General features: G+C 45.7%; 16 protein-coding genes. 9 read left to right on the top strand and 7 right to left on the bottom strand.

Annotated features, from left to right (window positions below; all coding sequences use genetic code 11):
• The first annotated feature begins 4 nt into the window (after positions 1-4).
• The 4 genes from GO620_RS15370 to GO620_RS15355 are packed head-to-tail and all read left to right on the top strand — an operon-like array spanning position 5 to position 5,717.
• Positions 5-3,127, top strand: a complete 3,123-nt coding sequence (locus GO620_RS15370; protein ID WP_157524645.1) for an efflux RND transporter permease subunit — start codon at positions 5-7, stop codon at positions 3,125-3,127.
• A 4-nt stretch (positions 3,128-3,131) separates the two neighbouring features.
• The gene (locus GO620_RS15365) at positions 3,132-4,454 is read left to right on the top strand and encodes a TolC family protein (RefSeq protein ID WP_244139421.1); all 1,323 of its coding nucleotides are present in this window, start codon (positions 3,132-3,134) and stop codon (positions 4,452-4,454) included.
• Between the two features lie 42 nt (positions 4,455-4,496).
• Positions 4,497-4,868 carry a response regulator gene (locus GO620_RS15360; protein ID WP_157524644.1) on the top strand — a complete coding sequence of 124 codons (372 nt, stop codon included), beginning with the start codon at positions 4,497-4,499 and terminating at the stop codon, positions 4,866-4,868.
• Positions 4,869-5,717, top strand: a complete 849-nt coding sequence (locus GO620_RS15355; protein ID WP_157524643.1) for an N-acetylglucosamine kinase — start codon at positions 4,869-4,871, stop codon at positions 5,715-5,717.
• Between the two features lie 110 nt (positions 5,718-5,827).
• On the opposite strand, the gene lnt is transcribed toward GO620_RS15355, so the two are convergent.
• Positions 5,828-7,453: an apolipoprotein N-acyltransferase gene (gene lnt / locus GO620_RS15350; protein ID WP_157524642.1), complete on the bottom strand. Its 1,626-nt coding sequence runs from the start codon at positions 7,451-7,453 to the stop codon at positions 5,828-5,830.
• Between the two features lie 403 nt (positions 7,454-7,856).
• Here lnt and GO620_RS15345 point away from each other — a divergent pair, with 403 nt between their 5' ends.
• The 3 genes from GO620_RS15345 (at position 7,857) to thrC (ending at position 12,326) form a co-directional block, all read left to right on the top strand.
• Positions 7,857-9,497, top strand: coding sequence for a TldD/PmbA family protein (locus tag GO620_RS15345; RefSeq protein ID WP_157524641.1), 1,641 nt, complete (start codon positions 7,857-7,859; stop codon positions 9,495-9,497).
• A gap of 4 nt (positions 9,498-9,501) precedes the next feature.
• Positions 9,502-10,842: a TldD/PmbA family protein gene (locus GO620_RS15340; protein WP_157524640.1), complete on the top strand. Its 1,341-nt coding sequence runs from the start codon at positions 9,502-9,504 to the stop codon at positions 10,840-10,842.
• A 173-nt stretch (positions 10,843-11,015) separates the two neighbouring features.
• Positions 11,016-12,326: a threonine synthase gene (gene thrC, locus GO620_RS15335; protein WP_157524639.1), complete on the top strand. Its 1,311-nt coding sequence runs from the start codon at positions 11,016-11,018 to the stop codon at positions 12,324-12,326.
• Between the two features lie 74 nt (positions 12,327-12,400).
• Here the strand turns inward: thrC and GO620_RS15330 are convergent, their stop codons facing one another.
• The 5 genes from GO620_RS15330 to GO620_RS15310 are packed head-to-tail and all read right to left on the bottom strand — an operon-like array spanning position 12,401 to position 15,280.
• Positions 12,401-12,610, bottom strand: a complete 210-nt coding sequence (locus GO620_RS15330; protein WP_157524638.1) for a hypothetical protein — start codon at positions 12,608-12,610, stop codon at positions 12,401-12,403.
• Between the two features lie 11 nt (positions 12,611-12,621).
• Entirely contained in the window at positions 12,622-13,284 is a 663-nt protein-coding gene (locus tag GO620_RS15325) for a phosphatidylserine decarboxylase family protein (RefSeq protein WP_157524637.1), read from the bottom strand.
• A 19-nt stretch (positions 13,285-13,303) separates the two neighbouring features.
• On the bottom strand, positions 13,304-14,140 hold the full coding sequence (locus tag GO620_RS15320; protein WP_157524636.1) for a phosphatidate cytidylyltransferase: 837 nt from the start codon (positions 14,138-14,140) through the stop codon (positions 13,304-13,306).
• Positions 14,137-14,355, bottom strand: a complete 219-nt coding sequence (locus GO620_RS15315) for a putative signal transducing protein (RefSeq protein WP_157524635.1) — start codon at positions 14,353-14,355, stop codon at positions 14,137-14,139. The genes GO620_RS15320 and GO620_RS15315 overlap by 4 nt, the downstream gene beginning before the upstream one ends.
• Entirely contained in the window at positions 14,345-15,280 is a 936-nt protein-coding gene (locus GO620_RS15310; protein WP_157524634.1) for a CPBP family intramembrane glutamic endopeptidase, read from the bottom strand. Before GO620_RS15310 ends, GO620_RS15315 begins: the two co-directional genes overlap by 11 nt.
• A gap of 39 nt (positions 15,281-15,319) precedes the next feature.
• Here GO620_RS15310 and dusB point away from each other — a divergent pair, with 39 nt between their 5' ends.
• Positions 15,320-16,309 (top strand): tRNA dihydrouridine synthase DusB, encoded by a 990-nt coding sequence (dusB, locus tag GO620_RS15305; RefSeq protein WP_157524633.1) that lies wholly within the window; start codon positions 15,320-15,322, stop codon positions 16,307-16,309.
• 38 nt (positions 16,310-16,347) lie between these two features.
• A complete protein-coding gene (gene apaG / locus GO620_RS15300; RefSeq protein WP_157524632.1) occupies positions 16,348-16,734 on the top strand; it encodes a Co2+/Mg2+ efflux protein ApaG in 387 nt (128 codons plus the stop codon).
• A gap of 61 nt (positions 16,735-16,795) precedes the next feature.
• On the opposite strand, the gene GO620_RS15295 is transcribed toward apaG, so the two are convergent.
• Complete coding sequence (locus GO620_RS15295; protein WP_244139420.1) at positions 16,796-18,862, bottom strand: LruC domain-containing protein; 2,067 nt, start codon at positions 18,860-18,862, stop codon at positions 16,796-16,798.
• Positions 18,863-19,153: the final 291 nt, after the last annotated feature.

The raw sequence follows: 19,153 nt of genomic DNA, 5'->3' as shown, positions 1-19,153 counted from the left end.
CCCCATGAGTTTATCCTCAACCAGTATAAAACGCCCGGTATTGGCAACAGTGCTATCTGTGGTGATAGTAGTGTTCGGCATCATAGGGTATAAGTTTTTGGGTGTGCGCGATTTCCCTTCTGTCGATCCGCCTATCATATCTGTAAGCACTTCTTACTCGGGTGCCAATGCCGAGGTTATCGAGTCGCAGATCACAGAACCCCTGGAGAAAGCGATCAACGGTGTGCAGGGTATTCGTAACATATCGTCAACCAGTAGTGTGGGCGCCAGTAATATTACGGTAGAGTTTAACCTGGATGCCGATCTGGAAACCGCGGCGAATGACGTGCGGGATAAGGTATCGCAGGCGCAGCGCCAATTACCGCAGGATATTGACGCGCCGCCGGTAGTAACGAAAGCCGATGCCAACGCCGACCAGATCATTACCCTTACGGTTAGCAGTAACACCCGCAACATTATGCAGGTAGATGATTACGCCGAAAACGTTTTGCAGGAAGCTTTACAAACCATACCGGGTGTAAGCTCGATAAACATACAAGGGCAGCGCCAGTATGCGATGCGCATCTGGTTAGACCCTAATAAGCTATCGTCTTATGGACTTGCCGCCTCAGACATTCGCGACGCGATTAACAATGGCAACGTAGAGCTACCCGCGGGTAAAATAGAGGGTAACAATACAGAGCTTACCGTGCGGGCTTTGGGTAAAATGTCTACTCCGAAGGAATTTAGCGATCTGATCATCCGTGCAGACAGCAACCGTGTGGTGCGCATGAAAGATGTGGGTTACGTGGTGATGGGTTCTGCAAACGAAGAAACGTCGCTTCGCGAAAGTGGTGTACCCGAAGTTGGCCTTGCCCTGGTGCCACAACCCGGCGCCAACTATGTACAAATAGCCAAAGACTTTTATAAGCGGTTAGACCAGGTAAAGAAAGACCTCCCTCCGGATATTACGGTTAAGGTGGCACTGGATAACACGCGTTTTATCAACCAATCGATAGACGAGGTTGAAGAAACGCTGATCATTTCTTTTGTGCTGGTGGTAATCATTATCTATCTGTTCTTCCGCGATTGGCTTATCGCCTTCCGCCCGCTGATAGATATACCTGTATCGCTGATAGGCACCTTCTTCATTATGTACGCCTTTGGCTTCTCCATCAACATCCTTACCCTTTTGGGTATCGTGCTCGCTACAGGCCTGGTGGTGGATGACGGTATCGTAGTAACGGAAAACATCTACAAAAAAGTAGAAGCCGGCATGGCTATTCGTAAAGCGGCGTTCGAAGGTTCTGCAGAAATTTTGTTCGCGGTTATATCTACGTCGGTTACGCTGGCGGCGGTGTTTCTGCCTATCGTCTTTCTGCAGGGCTTTACCGGAAGGTTATTCCGCGAGTTCGCTATCGTGGTGGCGGGCTCTGTATTAATATCGGCTTTCGTGTCGCTGTCTTTAACACCAATGCTTAACGTTAAGCTGATCCGCAAAAACCAAAAGAAATCGAAATTCTACGAGAAGACTGAGCCATTTTTTGAACGCATGACCAATGCCTATACAGAAACACTGGTCAACTTTATGAAAAAGCGGTGGATCTCTATCGTGATCATGGCGATATCTTTAGTGATCATTGGCATACTGGTGAAAACAACGCAATCTGAATTGGCGCCTTTAGACGACCGCAGCTTATTGCGTTATCAGGTTACCGGATCTGAAGGTGCGACGTATGATTTCATGAGCAAATACATGGACCGGGTTTCTAAACTGGTAGATGACTCCATCCCCGAAGCCAGTGTAAATATCTCGGTAGTGTCGCCGGGGTTTGGCGGTAACAGTTCTGCTAACTCGGGTTTTGGCCGGGTGGGTTTGGTCGCCCCTGACAAACGTACCCGTACGCAAGCACAACTGGCAGAGTGGCTGACTAAGAAGTTAAAGAAATTTTCAGATGCGCGGGCCATTGTGGTTCAGGAACAAACCATAAGCGGTGGTGGTAGTGGTGCGCGTACATCGCTGCCGGTGCAGTTTGTTATCCAAAACCAGGATTTTGAAAAGATACGGAAGGTGCTGCCCGAGTTCTTTGCCGAGGTTAACAAAGACCCGGTCTTTGCCACGCCCGACGTTAACCTGAAATTTACAAAACCCGAGCTAACGGTTACCACAGACCGTGACCGTGCGCGTGATTTGGGTGTAAATGTAAACGACATCGCGTCGGCCTTGCAGCTTTATTATTCAAACGGGCGTTTAAGTTATTTCCTGCTAAGTGGTAAACAATACCAGGTAATTGCACAGGTAGACCGCGCCAACCGCGACCAGCCCTTAGATTTAAAATCGGTATACGTACGCAACTCGCGCGGACAGTTGATACAGTTAGACAACGTAGTTAAAGTCGCCGAAGATGCTACTCCGCCGTCTATCTATCACTTTAACCGTTTCAAATCGGCCACTATACAGGCAGGCCTTGCGCCGGGATATACTGTAGGCGATGGCATCAACGAGATGAATAAGATCGCTGCCAAAATGCTCGACCCAACTTTCAGTACCGCGCTAAGCGGCCCGTCGCGGGATTATGCCGAAAGCTCATCAAACATCTTATTCGCGTTCGGCTTTGCATTGTTGTTGATCTACCTTGTATTAGCCGCTCAATTCGAAAGCTTTATAGATCCGTTCATTGTGATGTTTACTGTGCCGTTGGCTATCGCTGGCGCGTTCATTTCGCTTTGGCTGTTCAACCAAACGCTCAATATCTTTAGCGAGATCGGCATGATCACGCTGGTAGGTTTGGTAACTAAGAACGGCATTCTTATCGTAGAATTCGCCAATCAGCGTATGGAACACGGTATCTCTAAATATGAGGCCGTGGTTGAGGCAGCAACCGCGCGTCTTCGCCCTATCTTAATGACCAGTTTAGCGGTAGTACTCGGTGCGGTGCCCATTGCTTTTGCACTGGGTGCCGGCGCTAAGAGCCGGGTATCGCTGGGTATTGTTATTATGGGTGGTATGTTGTTCTCATTAATGCTTACGCTTTACATTATTCCCGTAATGTATGTGATGTGCGCGCCAAAAACGCGCCGCGATCCCGAAACTGAACCTATAGATGCAGAACCTGCTCCGCAACCAAAACTGATTGAAAACCTATAACAGCATGAAAAAGAAAATAAGCTTTTTACTATTGATGTGCTGTTTCATCATCAGCAAAACAGCCTTTGCGCAGCGCGACAGTACTTTGTTGTCTTTAAAGCAAGCAGTAGAGATAGCATTGCAAAATAACTACAACATAAAACTGTCGCAGAACAACTCCAGCATTGCGCAAAACAATGTGACTTTGGGTAATGCCGGCATTTTACCTACCGTAAGCGGAAACTTTACGCAAAGCAACAGTTTGCAGAATACGGTACAAACACGTGCAGATAATACGCTAAACGTGATCAATAACGCCAACAATACTAATACCAGTTACGGCGCTAACCTTAACTGGACTATTTTCGACGGGCTTAACATGTTCGCCAATTATGACGCGCTTAAGCAACGCAACTTGTTAGGTCAGGTACGCTTACGCGACACGGTTCTTACCACCGTGGCTAATGTGATGTCAACGTATTATGAACTGGTAAGCCAGTACGAGCAGATCAAATCTCTAAAGGGAGCCTTAAATATTTCGGGCACGCAATTGCGCTATGCTAATGATAAATTCAGTGTTGGGCGTGTTTCAAAACTGGATGTGTACAATGCCCAAGTAAGTTATAACACGGATACAGCGGCATACATTGCGTCGAAGCAGCAGTTCAAAGCCAGCCAGATTGCGCTTAACCAATTAATGGTGCGCGACCTGCAAATGGAATTTAAGGTGGCAGATACTATCATCGTTGATCAGAACATACGGCTTGGAGATGTGCTTAACAAAGCGCAGGCAGAAAATCCTGCTATCCTGGAATCGCAAATAAGTCAGCGTTTATCGGAGATCAATTTAAGGCAGGTCAGGTCTACACGTTATCCAAATATAGGTGTTAACGGCGGCTATGCCCGTGGGAATAGCAATACGCCTGCCGGTTTTGCCCGCCAGCAGCAAACCAATGGTTTTACCTACGGCCTGGTAGCACAGATAAACATTTTTAACGGCTTTAATCAGTGGCGCCGGGAACGTAACGCCAAACTGCAGATCAATAATGCGGGTATCAATGTAAATCTTACAAAACTGAATGTAAACGCGCAGATAAATACATTATTCAGCAGTTATTTATCGGGATTGGATCTTATCAAATTGGGCGAAAGCAATGTGCAGCTTGCCCGCAAAAATTTAGAGATCTCTCTTGAGAAGTACCGCCTGGGGACTATTACACCTCTGGAAATAAGGGAAGCGCAACGCAACTACCTTGATGCACAGGTGACTTTCTTTAATGCGCAGTACCAGTCTAAAATTGCCGAGATAACACTAAAGCAAATAACCGCCAGCGTAGATTTTCTGTAAAATGCTTTTAAACAGGCTTATTTTTATATTTTTGGTATAGATATGTATAATACCTGCTTGCTTATAGATGATAATTACATAGACAACTATGTTACCCGCCGCATTTTAGAAAGTACCAATTTTGCCGCGGACATCGTCGTCAAGCAATCAGCAAATGAGGCTATTGCCTGGTTAAAAAGCGGCAATGCGATCCCCGAAGTGATATTCCTTGACTTGCGCATGCCTACCATGAGCGGTTTTGATTTTTTGCGCGAGTTTGACAAGCTGGAGATCGAGAACAAAAATGGCATAAAAGTTTATATGCTATCATCTTCTTTAGATCCAAGCGATGTAAAGCGCTCAGCCGAGAATAAGTACATCACCCAGTTCCTCCACAAACCTATCACCCAAAAAATTTTAGAAGAACTGGCTTAAATGATACTTGTTGCCGATAGCGGATCGTCTAAAACAGATTGGCTGCTGGCTGTTCCCGGTCAGGAACCGTTAAAGTTTCGGTCTAAAGGTTTAAATCCATATTTCCACAACGAAAAACAGATCGTCAAGATCCTGCAGGACCAGGCTGCCGACCTTATAGCACATAGCAATGAGATAACAGAGATCTATTTTTTTGGCGCAGGCTGTTCCAGTCCCGACAGGCACGAGATCATATCGAATGCCCTTAGCCAACTATTCACTAAAGCATTCATCAGCGTCGATAGCGACCTGCTAGGCTCTGCGTACGCCACTTGCGGCCATCAACGGGGCTTATGTTGTGTGTTGGGTACCGGTTCAAATATCTCTTATTTTGATGGCGAAGATATCCATGCCGGCAAGCACGGCTTGGGCTTTGTGTTAGGCGACGAAGGCTCGGGTACGTGGTTCGGCAAAAGTTTAATTACCGACTATCTGTATGGTAAGATGCCTGCCGATATAGCTCAGCTATTTAAGGAGCATTATAACCTTACCGTGCAGGATGTTATGTATCATGTATACCAGCAACCTAATGCCAATACCTATTTGGCATCTTTCGCGCGTTTTTTAGGCAGCATTACAGATACAGCTTATGCTAAAGGGAAGATAACCCAAGGCCTTAACGAATTCATAGAAACCAACATCAAATCGTACCCCGAATATCGAGACTACAAATGCCATTTTGTGGGCTCAATTGCTTCGGTTTTTGCGGATGAACTTACCAGGCTATGCAATCAGCAAGGCATTACCGTGGGAAAGATCATGAAGCATCCGGTAAATGATCTGTTAGAATTCATTCTGGATAGAGGGTAACTGAGGATAAAGGAGGAAGGACAAAGGATCTAAGAATCACTGGATGCAAGAGCCATTAAACATATTCGAGATTGCTTCTCCGCTGTTGGCGTATCGCGATGGCGTTCGTGTTAGTTGATCGTTTTAATTCTCTTCACAAGCCTCACCCTCGTTGCCATCCATATCATCGCTATTACCGCTAAAAAGCAAGCGACATACGCGATATAATCCCCGTGCTTCGTGTAAAACGTCAGGTCGGAGTTTAGATTAATGTCTTGTTTGATCGCTGTGCGTACCCACCAGCCGGTACGTTGAACCACATCTCCACGCTCATTAATGAAAGCGGAGATGCCGGTATTGGCAGACCGGGCCACCCAGCGTCGGTTTTCTATAGCGCGCAGTTTGGCATAGTCAAGGTGCTGATCTTTGCCGGATGTATTTTCCCACCACCCATCATTGGTGATAATGGCGATAAACTGTGCACCCTTCTCAACCGACCTGGCAACATATTCGCCCCAAATAGATTCGTAACAGATAACCGGGTCTGAACCTATGCCGCTTTGCGAGTAAAACACACCCGCGTCGGGCTGACCCGCGTAGCTTCCCGCCGCACCTCCCAAATGCGCGAATACCGGCTTTAAAAAGGATAACTGGCTGAAAGGAATAGTCTCTGCACCCGGCACCAATTTAGATTTGTGATAGAATTGAACCTTGTCGCTATTCTCTAAACTTAGCGCCGCGTTGTAGCTATCGAAAAACTGCCCGCCGGGCATGGGGCTGGCAGTTATTGTTGCCTGGTTATTAAATATTTTAAACGTCTCTGCCCCGGTGATCAAGTTGGCGTTCTTGTACTTATTTAAAAATGATTTTACCTGCGCATAAACAGGGCTCGTGTTGATGTGTTCTTCGTCTAAAGCCGGATCAGGAATGGCCGTTTCTGGCCAAATAAAGTATTCTGTATTGGCTTGAGCCAATGAGTCTGACAGGTGTGTCAATGTAGCAATCTGTTGATACACAGGTATGCTGAATTCTTTGGCATAGGGATCTACGTTTGGTTGGACAACGACAATGTCCGAAGGGTTTCTTTGCTCACTGAAGGAATAGTATCTGGCCAATGAAATTCCCGCAGGCAGTATAACTGCTAATGCCACCGAAAGGATAGTAAACTTTCTTGTGCGGGCGGTTTGCGCCTCAAGCAATCCGCGGTAATAAAGGAAGATCAAAATATTAACCAGCCATATCCAAACTGTACCACCGTAAACACCGGTATATTCATACCATTGCACTAATTGATGGCTTACGGCGAAGCCGTTACCCAGAGTCATCCATGGGAATGCCAGCGGCCAGGTTTGATGGATGTACTCGTACCCTATCCAAAAGCAAACTAATGCCACCAAACTGATATTGCGGTTGGCCGCCACACGCATGCGGTAATAAAGCCAGCAGGCGCAGGCTATCAATAGTGGTCCCAGTGAATACGGAATTAGACTAATGGGTATGGCTATCAAATCGCCTACCATTTTTACCGAATTGTACACCCAGTAGATGGACAGCGTATTCCATACGAAAAACCCTATAAACGCTACGGTAAATATTTGCCTGCCTTTTTTGTCTGATGCGGAGCCGATGATGTTTTCTATCGCGACGAGCATTGGCACCAAGCCAACGAATAAAAGTATGTTCATAAACCGCGACGGCGGCCAGCCAAGCCACATCAGCAAGCCGGAGAATATTGCGAGGAGAATGTTTTTTTTCATAAGGATCAGTTAGCTAATTTATATAAACCTTTTGATATGGATTTGCGTGAGCATAAGATCCTTCACGGCGCTTTGGATGACAAGCTTTTAAGCGTTAGCGATTGCAATGAAAAGCCCGCAGTGGCAACAGTTCGTTGGGACGAGGACTTGTAATGAAAAGCGCGGTCCTGCTACGCAGGCAACGCCAAGAAAATTTTTGAAATGAATGATCATCAGGTTGACCGATATTCTTATTCAAAACTAATATTCCACTCCCCAATTAATTCGACCAACAACAACTGATAGAAAAATAGATATCTAATTCTATCCCTTGCTTTTGTAACAAAACAATTGATATATTTAGCCAACTACTATCTGACCGATTTCTTGTAAGTCTTATTATTCACAATTTAATTCCATCATTTTGAATAGGAAAAATTTTATCTATCTCACCGGTATGGGCATTGGTGGCGCCATGCTAAAAGGCATCCCGGTGATAGGAGCGCCTATTTCGGTAGAGCAGGCGCTGGGCGGGGGCATTGATGTGGCGCTCAAAAAACGTATGGCAGATGTTGCCCTTACTGCGGCCCGTGCTAAAGGTGCAACCTATACAGATGTACGCATTGGCCGTTACCTGCGCCAGTTTGTAGTAACCCGCGAAGAAAAGGTACAGAACGTAGTCAATACCGAAAGTTTCGGCATGGGTATCCGTGTGCTGGCTAACGGCTGCTGGGGCTTTGCCGCGGTTGACAAGTTAGACAACGATAGCATTGCAAAAGCGGCGACTGCTGCCGTTGCCATTGCTAAAGAGAACGCGCGTATACAAAGCGAACCGGTTCAGCTGGCGCCGCAAAAAGGTTACGGCGAAGTAAGCTGGAAAGCGCCTATCGAAAAAAACTCTTTCGAAGTGCCGATAAAAGATAAGGTAGATCTGCTTTTGAAGGTGAACGATACTGCCATGAAAGCGGGTTCTAATTACGTTACCTCGATCATATTTTCTGTTAATGAGCAGAAGTATTTCGCATCATCAGACGGTTCTTACATAGACCAGGATGTCCACCGCATCTGGCCTACTTTTTACGCAACTAAAATAGATACGAAAACAGGCAAGTTCCAGACACGCAACGCGTTAAGCGCGCCGAGGGGTTTAGGCTATGAATACCTGACGCCAAGTGATAGCGAAAAAATTAAAGGTATGCCTACCCCACTTTACCGCGACAGGTATGATATGATTGAAGATGCAGGCTTTGCAGGCGCGCAGGGCGGCGAAAAAATTGCCGCAAAATCTGTAGAGCCGGGCAAATATGACCTGGTGCTGGATCCTTCCCACTTGTGGCTAACTATTCACGAGTCGGTTGGCCACCCTACAGAGCTCGACCGTGTGCTGGGCTATGAAGCCAACTTTGCAGGTACCAGCTTTTTAACGCTTGATAAATGGAAGTCTGGTAAGTTTAATTTCGGCAGCAAGAACGTAAATATCGTTGCAGACAAACTCCAAAAAGGTTCATTAGGCGCGGTTGGGTATGATGATGAAGGCGTTAAATGCGGCCGGTGGGACTTGATAAAAGACGGTGTTTTAGTTAACTACCAAACCATTCGCGACCAGGCGCACATTATCGGGCTGAATGCTTCGCAGGGATGCTGCTACGCAGATAGCTGGAGCGACGTGCAGTTTCAGCGTATGCCAAACGTGTCGCTACAGGCAGGCAAAACACCGCTTACACAGAATGACATGATCAAGAATGTTGAGAAAGGTATCTACATAGTTGGCGACAGCTCTTTCTCAATAGATCAGCAGCGTTACAACTTCCAGTTCAGCGGTCAGTTATATTATGAGATCAAGAATGGCAAGATCGCGGGCATGCTAAACGATGTTGCCTATCAATCAAATACCCAGGAGTTCTGGAACTCATGCGTAGGTGTTTGCGACCAAAGCGACTACCGTTTAGGCGGTTCATTCTTTGACGGCAAGGGCCAGCCCCAGCAGGTAAGCGCTGTGTCGCACGGCTCGGCAACGGCAAGGTTTAATGGAGTTAATGTTATCAACACAGCAAGAAAGATTTAAGATCATGGCAATATTTAGTCAGGAAGAAGCGCAGGCTTTAATGAAGAAGGCGCTTAGTTTTTCAAAAGCCGATGAGTGCGAGATCAGCTTTAGCGGATCTATCGGCGGCAACATACGTTACGCGCGCAATTCGGTGTCTACCAGCGGCAGCGTTAGCCAAACACAAATGGTAATTGCTTCTGCTTTTGGCAAAAAGCAGGGTACAGTTACCTTAAATGAATACGACGACGCGTCGCTGGAAAAGGCAGTTCGTAAATCGGAAGAGTTGGCGCAATTAGCGCCGGAGAACCCGGAATTTATGAACTATTTAGACCCGCAAACCTATGACCCTTTGAACCCAAAACTTTACGACGCCAAAACCGGCGATATGCCGCCAAAGATTCGTACAGATATGGTTGCACAAAGTTTGCAGGTAGCTAAGGATAACAACCTTACCGCGGCGGGCTTCTTACAAAACCAGGGCGCGTTCAGCTCTACCATGAACTCGCACGGCTTGTTCAATTACAACAAGTCGAGCGATATTAATTTCTCGATTACCTTGCGTACGGCAGATGGCAAAGGTTCCGGTTACGCTTCGCGAGATTTTGAGGACTATAACGACATGGATACCTTGAAGCTTACAAAGATCGCGGCACAAAAGGCTACAGGTTCAGTAACGGCCCGCGCAATTGAGCCGGGGAAATATACGGTGATCCTTGAACCTTCGGCAGGCATTGTGTTGCTGGAACAGCTTTACGGCGGACTTGACGCACGTAGTGCCGACGAAGGCCGCAGCTTTTTAAGTAAAAAAGGTGGCGGTACTAAACTTGGTGAGCAATTGGTGGATCCCCGTGTAAACATTTATTCAGACCCGATGGACCCGCGCCTGCCAACAAGTAACTATACCGGCGATGGCCAGCCCGCAGTGAAACGCAGCTGGATAGAAAAAGGCGTGGTGAAAAACCTGTTCTATTCGCGCTATTGGGCTAAGAAAAAAGGTGTTCCAGAAGTGCCATATCCGGGAGGCTTTATCATGGATGGCGGCGACCAGTCTTTAGAAGATCTGATAAAAGGAACAGAAAAAGGCATACTGGTTACCCGTTTGTGGTACATTCGCCCGGTTGACCCGCAAACTTTACTTTATACCGGCCTTACCCGCGATGGTACTTTTTACATAGAGAACGGACAGATCAAGTTCCCGGTAAAAAACTTTAGGTTTAACGAGAGCCCGGTGATCATGCTCAACAATCTGGAAGCGTTGGGCAAAACGGAACGCGCAGTAAGCGGAGAGTCTTTCCAAAGCGCTTTGATCCCGCCAATGAAGATCCGCGACTTTACATTTAGTTCGCTGTCAGACGCGGTGTAGGAGCCTCACCTAAATCCTCTCCAAAGGAGAGGACTTTAAAACACATCCTTAACAAGCCCTTTAAGATTTTCTTAGAGGGCTTTTGTTTTGCCCTTTTCTATCTCCCACTCCTTTGGGAAGGGCTGGGGTGAGGCATATTTCACTATCTTTGAAACTCATCGCAAGCGCTATAAATGGATTTTTACAGTACCAATAACCCCGATCTGCGGGTAGGATTTAAGGAGGCCGTGTTCAACAGCATGCCCCAGGATAAGGGTTTGTACATGCCTGTAACTATTCCGCAATTACCGGCAAATTTTATTGACAACTTGGATGAGTACACGCTTTCCGAGATTGCTTTTCATGTTGCTTCTGCATTATTAGAAGATGCTATCCCTGCAGATGACCTGAAAGCCATTATTAACGATGCGATCAACTTTTACGCGCCTGTAGTAAAGCTTGGAGACAATGTTTATGTGCTTGAGCTTTTCCATGGCCCTTCGCTCGCATTTAAAGATTTTGGCGCCCGGTTTATGAGCCGTGTAATGGGATATTTCCTAAAAGACGGCGAAAAGGTATTAGACGTTTTAGTGGCCACCTCCGGTGACACGGGTGGCGCGGTAGCGTTAGGCTTTTTAGGCGTTCCGAATACACGGATAACCATTCTCTATCCAAAAGGTAAAGTAAGCCCTATACAAGAACAGCAATTGACTACCAATGGCCAAAATATTCGCGCTATAGAGATCGACGGCACTTTTGACGATTGCCAGGCGCTGGTAAAACAAGCCTTCGGCGATGCCGAACTAAATGAAAAATTCAGGCTCACATCTGCCAACTCCATTAATATTGCCCGGTTGATACCGCAAACGTTTTATTATTTCAATGCCTATGCCCAGCTATTGCGCGAAGGCAAAAGTAAGGTTGTGTTTGCTGTGCCGAGCGGAAATTTCGGCAACATTGGCGCAGGACTATTGGCTTGGAAAATGGGCTTGCCTGTTGAACATTTTATCGCAGCAACCAATGCGAATGATACTGTTCCGCAGTTTTTAAAATCAGGAAAATATGAGCCAAAGCCGTCGGTGCAAACGTTGTCTAACGCTATGGACGTTGGCAACCCAAGCAACTGGGTGCGCATCATGGATATGTTTAAAGATGATCTTAAAGGTCTCAACCAGCAGATCACCGGCTATAGTTATACGGATGCAGAGACAGAGACGACCATAAAACAGGTTTTTGACAAATACAATTATGTGGTTTGCCCGCATACCGCTATTGCCTGGAAAGCTTTGACCGATTGGCAAGCAGACAACACCAATGATGAGGTTGCAGGTGTATTCCTGTCTACTGCCCATCCATGCAAATTCCCGGATGTGTTTACGCCTGAAATTGCGGACGCTATAGAAGTGCCGGCATCAGTAAAGGATTTGGAAGGAAAACCAAAACAAACAGTGGTATTACCGAATGATTTCGATGCTTTTAAAAGTTATCTGATTAAAAATGGATAGTTTGTTGCAGACCTTCTAATAAACAAAAAGCCCCATCCGCAAAGCGGACGGGGCTTAAATATTGCTTTGTAGAATTAAGCTTTCTTCTCAGCTTTAACTTCTTCTTTTTTATCTTCCTTATCGGCGCACTTTTTTGAGCATGACTTGCCCGGTGCCAGTTTCATCATGGCTTGTTCTTTCTTTTCCTTTTTCTCTTTTTCTGCCTGCTTGTCTTTATCTGCAGCGAAGGTGTTTATCGCGCTGATTGAAAATGCAAGCGCCAGCATCAATGTTAATTTCTTCATATCTTAATTGATTATTCGGCTAATTCGGCAAGGATGGTACGTCCACCCTTTACCACATCGCCAATGTTTACGTTTACCTTGGTACCTAAAGGTAAGAAAATATCTACCCGAGAACCAAATTTAATAAAGCCAAACTCCTGACCTTGTGCAACTTCATCGCCTTCTTTTACATACCAAACAATGCGCCGTGCTAAAGCTCCGGCTATCTGGCGGAATAGTACCGGCGTTCCGTTGCTATTCTCGGTCATAATGGTTGTACGCTCATTTTCGGTAGATGATTTTGGGTGCCATGCTACCAGGTACTTACCGGGGTGATACTTAAAATACTTGATCACACCGCTTATAGGGTTGCGGTTAACGTGCACATTTATAGGAGACATGAATACAGAGATCTGCAGCCTGCGATCATTTAAAACTTCTGTTTCGTCAGTTTCTTCGATCACTACCACTTTGCCGTCAGCAGGGCAAAGTACCTTGGTCTCGTCTGTCGGGATGTCAAAGAACGGACTGCGGAAAAACTGCAGAATGATGACAAATAATAATGCCGACAGTATATAAATAAACCATTTTAAGGCCATTGCCTGCGGAAAATAAAATTGTATTACCGCGTTAAGTACAAATATGAAAAGCACCGTAAGTGCTATCGAGGTATATCCTTCTTTATGTATGGTCATGATATATTAAAACGTAAAATTACGAATTTGAAATAAAGTACAGGTATGAGTACACAACCGGGGCAGCAAGCAGTAAGCCATCAAACCTATCAAGCAAGCCGCCATGCCCGGGCAATATGCCGCCACTGTCTTTGATGTTCAGGCTGCGTTTAAACATCGACTCAACAAGGTCTCCCAACGTCCCTACACAGCCGATGATCACCGCCATAGATACCCACACGTTCCATGTTAGTTCTGTAAAAAATATGCTTAACACATAACCCGCAATTGCCGCTATCAGCACGCCACCAAAGAAGCCTTCCCAGGTTTTCTTAGGCGAATGGCGCTCGAATAGTTTTGTACGGCCAAGCCATCTGCCACTCAGGTAAGCTCCTGTGTCGTTGCTCCAAAGCATGATGAGAAATGCCATCGGGATGTGATTATTAAAGCCATTACCTGCATATGCAAGCGCGTGGAAAAAGCTCCAGGGCAGTGTCGCGAATATGATCCCTAAAAAGGTAAAGCCAATATTGGCAAATGGTTTGTCATTCGTTTTAAATAACTCCGCGACAAAGATGCCGCCTAAGGTCACCGGGAGGATGAAAAAGAACTTGTTTACCTGAAACGTGAAATCACCCGGGTTTGGTAAAGATGCCTTATAATTCAGCAATGCGAACGCGGCATATATCACCACACAATTTACGTAACCTAATACCTCGTTAGGTTTGTTGCCCGCTTGTTTACTAAGCTTATTAAACTCTTTCAGGCATAATAGAGACAGCATAAGATAGAAGAAGCCGAAAGTTGGTGCACCGGCCAAAACCGAAGCGATCATCACTAATACAAATAAAACACCGGTTATAGCACGCGTCCTCATATTGCTAAATCAATCTCATTTAAAATCATTAATTCCAGTGCCTGGCTAAAATCGCCTTTATGCACATACACTTCTACGCTGCCAAAAGCCCCGTAAGACGAGTCCTGCTTGTTTAGCAGCACGGCGTCAAAACTATTGCTCACCAGCATTTGCTTCACCAATTCGCTGCGGTAAAAGTTTGTACTGCTAAATATCTTCACCCAATCAATCTCCATCTGTAAATAACTTCTTTTTGCCGGCAATGGCTATATTCCTGTACGTGAAAAGCAAACTCACAACCAACACAATACTCATAATGTATATGGGCATATTAAAAGATTGTGCATCATCAGGGTTGGTTGTGATTGTCTTGTGCTGATACAAATACGTGGCTACCACTGCCAACGCATTATTGATAAAATGCGCCCACACAGATGACCATACGCTTCCGGTCCAATAAACAAAATAACCGAAGAAGACGCCCAGCATCAGCCTTGGCAGAAAACCAAAAAACTCCATGTGAAAGGCGCTGAAAAGTATCGCTGTGATCCAGATAGCTATGTGATGGTTTTTTGTCCAACGCAAAAATATGGTTTGCAAAACCCCTCGAAAGGTTAGCTCTTCAACCACCGCCGTAACCCCTGCTACTAAGAATAATGCTTTGATCATGTCCCAGGGCGTATCCATTTTTAAAAGCAGCTGTGTCAGCTTTTCAAGCTTCTGTTCAGAATCGCGCATCCACTGCTCAATACCTTTCAAAAAAGGGGGCAGGCTAAGTTTTTGATTCATTACTGTTAACTGCTCCATTACAGGCAGCGAGAAGAACATGATCATCAGCGTAATAAATATCAACTGCCATGGAAAAGGCCTGCTCCATTTCAGGTAGGTCTTGGGCTCGCGAGCAACTACATAAGAGAAAAACACCGGCGCGATAAAAAGCGGCAGCGTAGTGCCAATAACCTGTAATACCCATAAGGCTTTTGCAGCCTGCGGATCACTTACCGTTAAATTAGCAATATCTATAAGCGTGTCTTTGCCGTAAGCAATAGCCACAACGGCACCGGCTAAAATGTTGCCTGCAAACACGGCAACCAATACACAAAGTACAAAAACAAGGAACTGAAAGGCAGGTCGCATCGGGCTGGTAGCCGTTTCTGTCATAAAAGGTATAAAATTTGTATTTTTGCACTAAGATACTGCATGTCTGTACAAATTGGAAATATTGATTTGGGCGAATTTCCGCTCCTGCTGGCGCCGATGGAAGACGTGAGCGATCCGCCTTTCCGTTATGTATGTAAGCAAAACGGCGCAGACATGATGTATACCGAATTCATCTCATCCGAGGGATTGATCCGCGACGCGGCCAAAAGCCGCCAAAAGCTGGATATTTTCGAGTACGAGCGTCCGATAGGCATTCAGATCTTCGGGAGTGACATTGACCACATGCGTGAGGCCACAGAGATAGCTACCCAGGCCAACCCCGATCTGATGGATATTAACTATGGCTGCCCGGTTAAACAGGTGGCCTGTCGGGGGGCTGGTGCAAGCCTTTTGCAGGATATCGACAAAATGGTGGCCATGACCAAAGCTGTTGTAAATGCTACCCACTTGCCTGTTACCGTTAAAACGCGCTTGGGTTGGGACGACACTACCAAAAACGTATATGAAGTTGCCGAGCGTTTGCAGGATGTAGGGATTAAAGCACTTACCATACATGGCCGGACACGCGCGCAAATGTATAAGGGTGTTGCAGATTGGACACTGATACGCGAGATCAAAAAGAACCCACGCATTAACATTCCGATATTTGGTAATGGCGATATCGACTCCCCTGAAAAAGCTGCCGACTGGCGCCTTGAGTATGGTGTTGACGGTATGATGATAGGCCGTGCCGCCATTGGTTACCCATGGATTTTCCGTGAGATAAAACATTACTTTAAAACAGGTGAACACTTGGAAGGCCCAACCATTGCGGAACGTATAAATGTGTGCCGCACGCACCTGCAAAGGTCTGTAGAATGGAAGGGCCCAAAGACAGGTATCTTTGAAATGCGCCGCCATTATGCCAGCTACTTTAAAGGCATAGAAAACTTTAAAGAATATCGAATGAGGCTGGTTCAGGCACCCACCGTGGACGAGGTAGAAGACATTTTGGCCGAGGTGCATGATAATTACGCCGTGATGGCTTGATTATTGATTGGCAATCAATAGATTTACACTTTATCGCTATGACCACTACCATTACAGACGGCGTAAAAGTTTCTGTAGAAACGCAATATCAGCCCGAATATTCGAGCCCTGAGTCGGATCACTTTATGTTTGCATATAAGATCAACATAGAGAATTTGAGCAATTATACCATTCAGTTGCTGCGTCGCAGATGGGACATATTTGACTCGAGCGGTGTACACCGTGAAGTAGAAGGCGAAGGTGTGGTAGGCGAACAGCCGGTTATCCAGCCGGGTGAATCACACGAATATGTATCCGGCTGTAACTTTAAAACCGATATGGGCAGCATGAAAGGCGAATATCAGATGATTCGTACGATGGACAACACGCTATTCGAAGTGCAGATCCCCGAATTCTTTATGATCGTACCATACCGTTTAAATTAAGTATCCCGCATTAAACATAACAAGAAAGGCCTCCCAATCGGAGGCCTTTCTTATTTGTCATTTATTTGGTGTAGAGGTTGTTGGTCACCCTAAAGCCAGATAGTAAGCTGCTGTACCAATCGGTAAAGCTGGTACCACCGCTTGCTGCCCAGTCTGCAAAGTGCGGATATGCCGAAATGATGTTTACACGCTCGAGCGGATAAGTGTAATCACCAGAGAATTGAACCGCCCATGGCCAGTTCTCTTTAGACAGATAATATCTGCCTGTGGCCAGGTTCGAGTTATCATCACCTGTACCAAACAGGGTTTTATCTGCCTTATCTGTTGGCGGATAATTAGCCATGTGGGCTTCATAACCACGTTTAAGGTTACAAATAATGAATGGGTTGATAGAGTAGAAATTGCTTACCGGCACCGGGTTGTTAAAGTTAACCTGCACATGTGCGGTAGAACTATTTACCTTGCCCAGCTCATTTAAGGTATTGATAAAGAATGTGCCGTTAGGATTGCTCACCAGGTTGTTGTAATTATCGAACGGAATAATAGTCGCATAACTTTGGCCGGCTTCTACACCGTTAGATGCCAGCGTAATATAGTTGCTTGTTAACTGCTGGCCGGTTACAGATGTTACTGCCGATGACGCTACCGGTATTTGTAAACCAAAACCGTCTTTGAATGAGGCACCTGCAGCAGCAACCTGGAAATCGCCCTGCATGTCAACCACCTGGTTAGATGCGTTACAATCAAACGCGTATCGGTATTTAACCACCAGGTCATTCATGTCATAATCGCCTTTATTAGGGAAGTTATCTTCGAAAGCGTAATTACCAAATGTTGTTGCCGACGGATAGTAGTAAACATATGCCCGGTTCGGGTCGTTCGGGAAAGCGTCTTGCGTATCAGGCACACCGTCGCCATCTGTATCGCCGCCTTTGTCTATCGCCACAACACCTGTTGCAGATATTGCGCTGCCGGTTGATGAGGTAACATAATAAACAAGGTCATTAAAATCGTTGTCGGAGCCTTGTCCCGATGCACGACTGATATCTTCGAAACCTGCTAGGAAAAGGTTATTCACATTGTCATAAAGTAAAACCTGATGTCTTCTCAGAGAGGAGGTCGACTCGGGGTTCAATGCGTCCTGAGAATAGAATTTAGTGCCGGTAAGACTTATTCCGTAGTTACCGTTGCTTTGTACCCATGCATTCTGCAATAAGCAAAAAGCTATTGTAGTACCAGCCTGGAAAGTGCCGAGTTTTACTTTATTGCCTGCAACCAAGCCACCACCCGAACCTGACGCGCTGGCGTTAGGGAAAACCATGGTTACCTTATTAATACCATCATTATTGGTACCGCCGCTTGTTGCGCTTGGCGGGTTGCTCGTAGAATAGCTATACCATCCAAGCGTATTATAATAGCCTGCACCTTCAGAAACAAACGTTACGTAGATATCAGCTGTAGCTGTTACGTTGATCACATTCACCGCAGTTGTAGAAATGTATTGCGGATGCAGATCCGGAACAGTTGAACCTTCAGGCAATGAAGCGTTAATGTAAGTTAACAGCGATGCTGGAACATTGTCATTGTTAGCCTCTAAATATTTAGGCACACCCGCGCTTATCGGCGAGTTAATTGCATTTGATGTTGACGTATATGGCGATGGGTATCCGTATTCTGTAGTCGACGAGCTTTGCGTTTGCTTGCTTGATAACGAAGTTAACGTCGAAACAGAAGTTGGCGTAATGGCTTGTGGCACAATGTCGCCGCTAAACGCGCCTGTACCGCCAATGGTCGCGGTAACAGTTGTTCCGTTGATGTTTGCCAGGGCATTTCTTAATATACCAACATAAGCCGGATCGATAACGATTTGCTTGTAGCTGGCAGGGATGCTCACTGTAGCGTTAAGTGTACCACTTTTAGTGGTAACACCTTTAAAAACGGCTGAGGTAGCATCATCCGGCAGGTAAACGCTTACCACTACGCCTGCTAAAGGAGAGTTATCATTCGCCTTTAGCGTTAAATTAAGCGTAACATTTTGGGTAGTGCTAAAATTAAAGCCATCAGGGGCAATTTTATTTACCGGCGCTGTGGGCGTTACAGGCGTCGTACCGGTATCAGTAGTTGTCATGGTATCCTTCTTACACGAAGCAAGTACGGCAACTCCAAGAATTAAAAAACAAGTACAAAATTTTTTCATACGGGCGTTTAAAGCAATTTTAGATAGTACAGAACAGCGAAGCTTAGAAATCGCGTTAAGGGGGTCGCGCCTAAACGTTATTAATTAAGGGGAAATACCAGCCGGCGGGGTAAACAGCTGTATTACATGTCTAAAATAATAAAAAACAGATAGTTGGCGTAACAGCGTTTTATTTTCTGCGTTAATGTGACACAAATAACTTTTAAGGAAAATAATTATCGC

It is taken from the genome of Mucilaginibacter ginkgonis, assembly GCF_009754905.2.
GTDB classification, from domain to species: domain Bacteria; phylum Bacteroidota; class Bacteroidia; order Sphingobacteriales; family Sphingobacteriaceae; genus Mucilaginibacter; species Mucilaginibacter ginkgonis.
The sequence above is the reverse complement of the archived record's forward strand: the minus strand, read 5'-3'. Positions and strand labels throughout refer to the sequence as shown.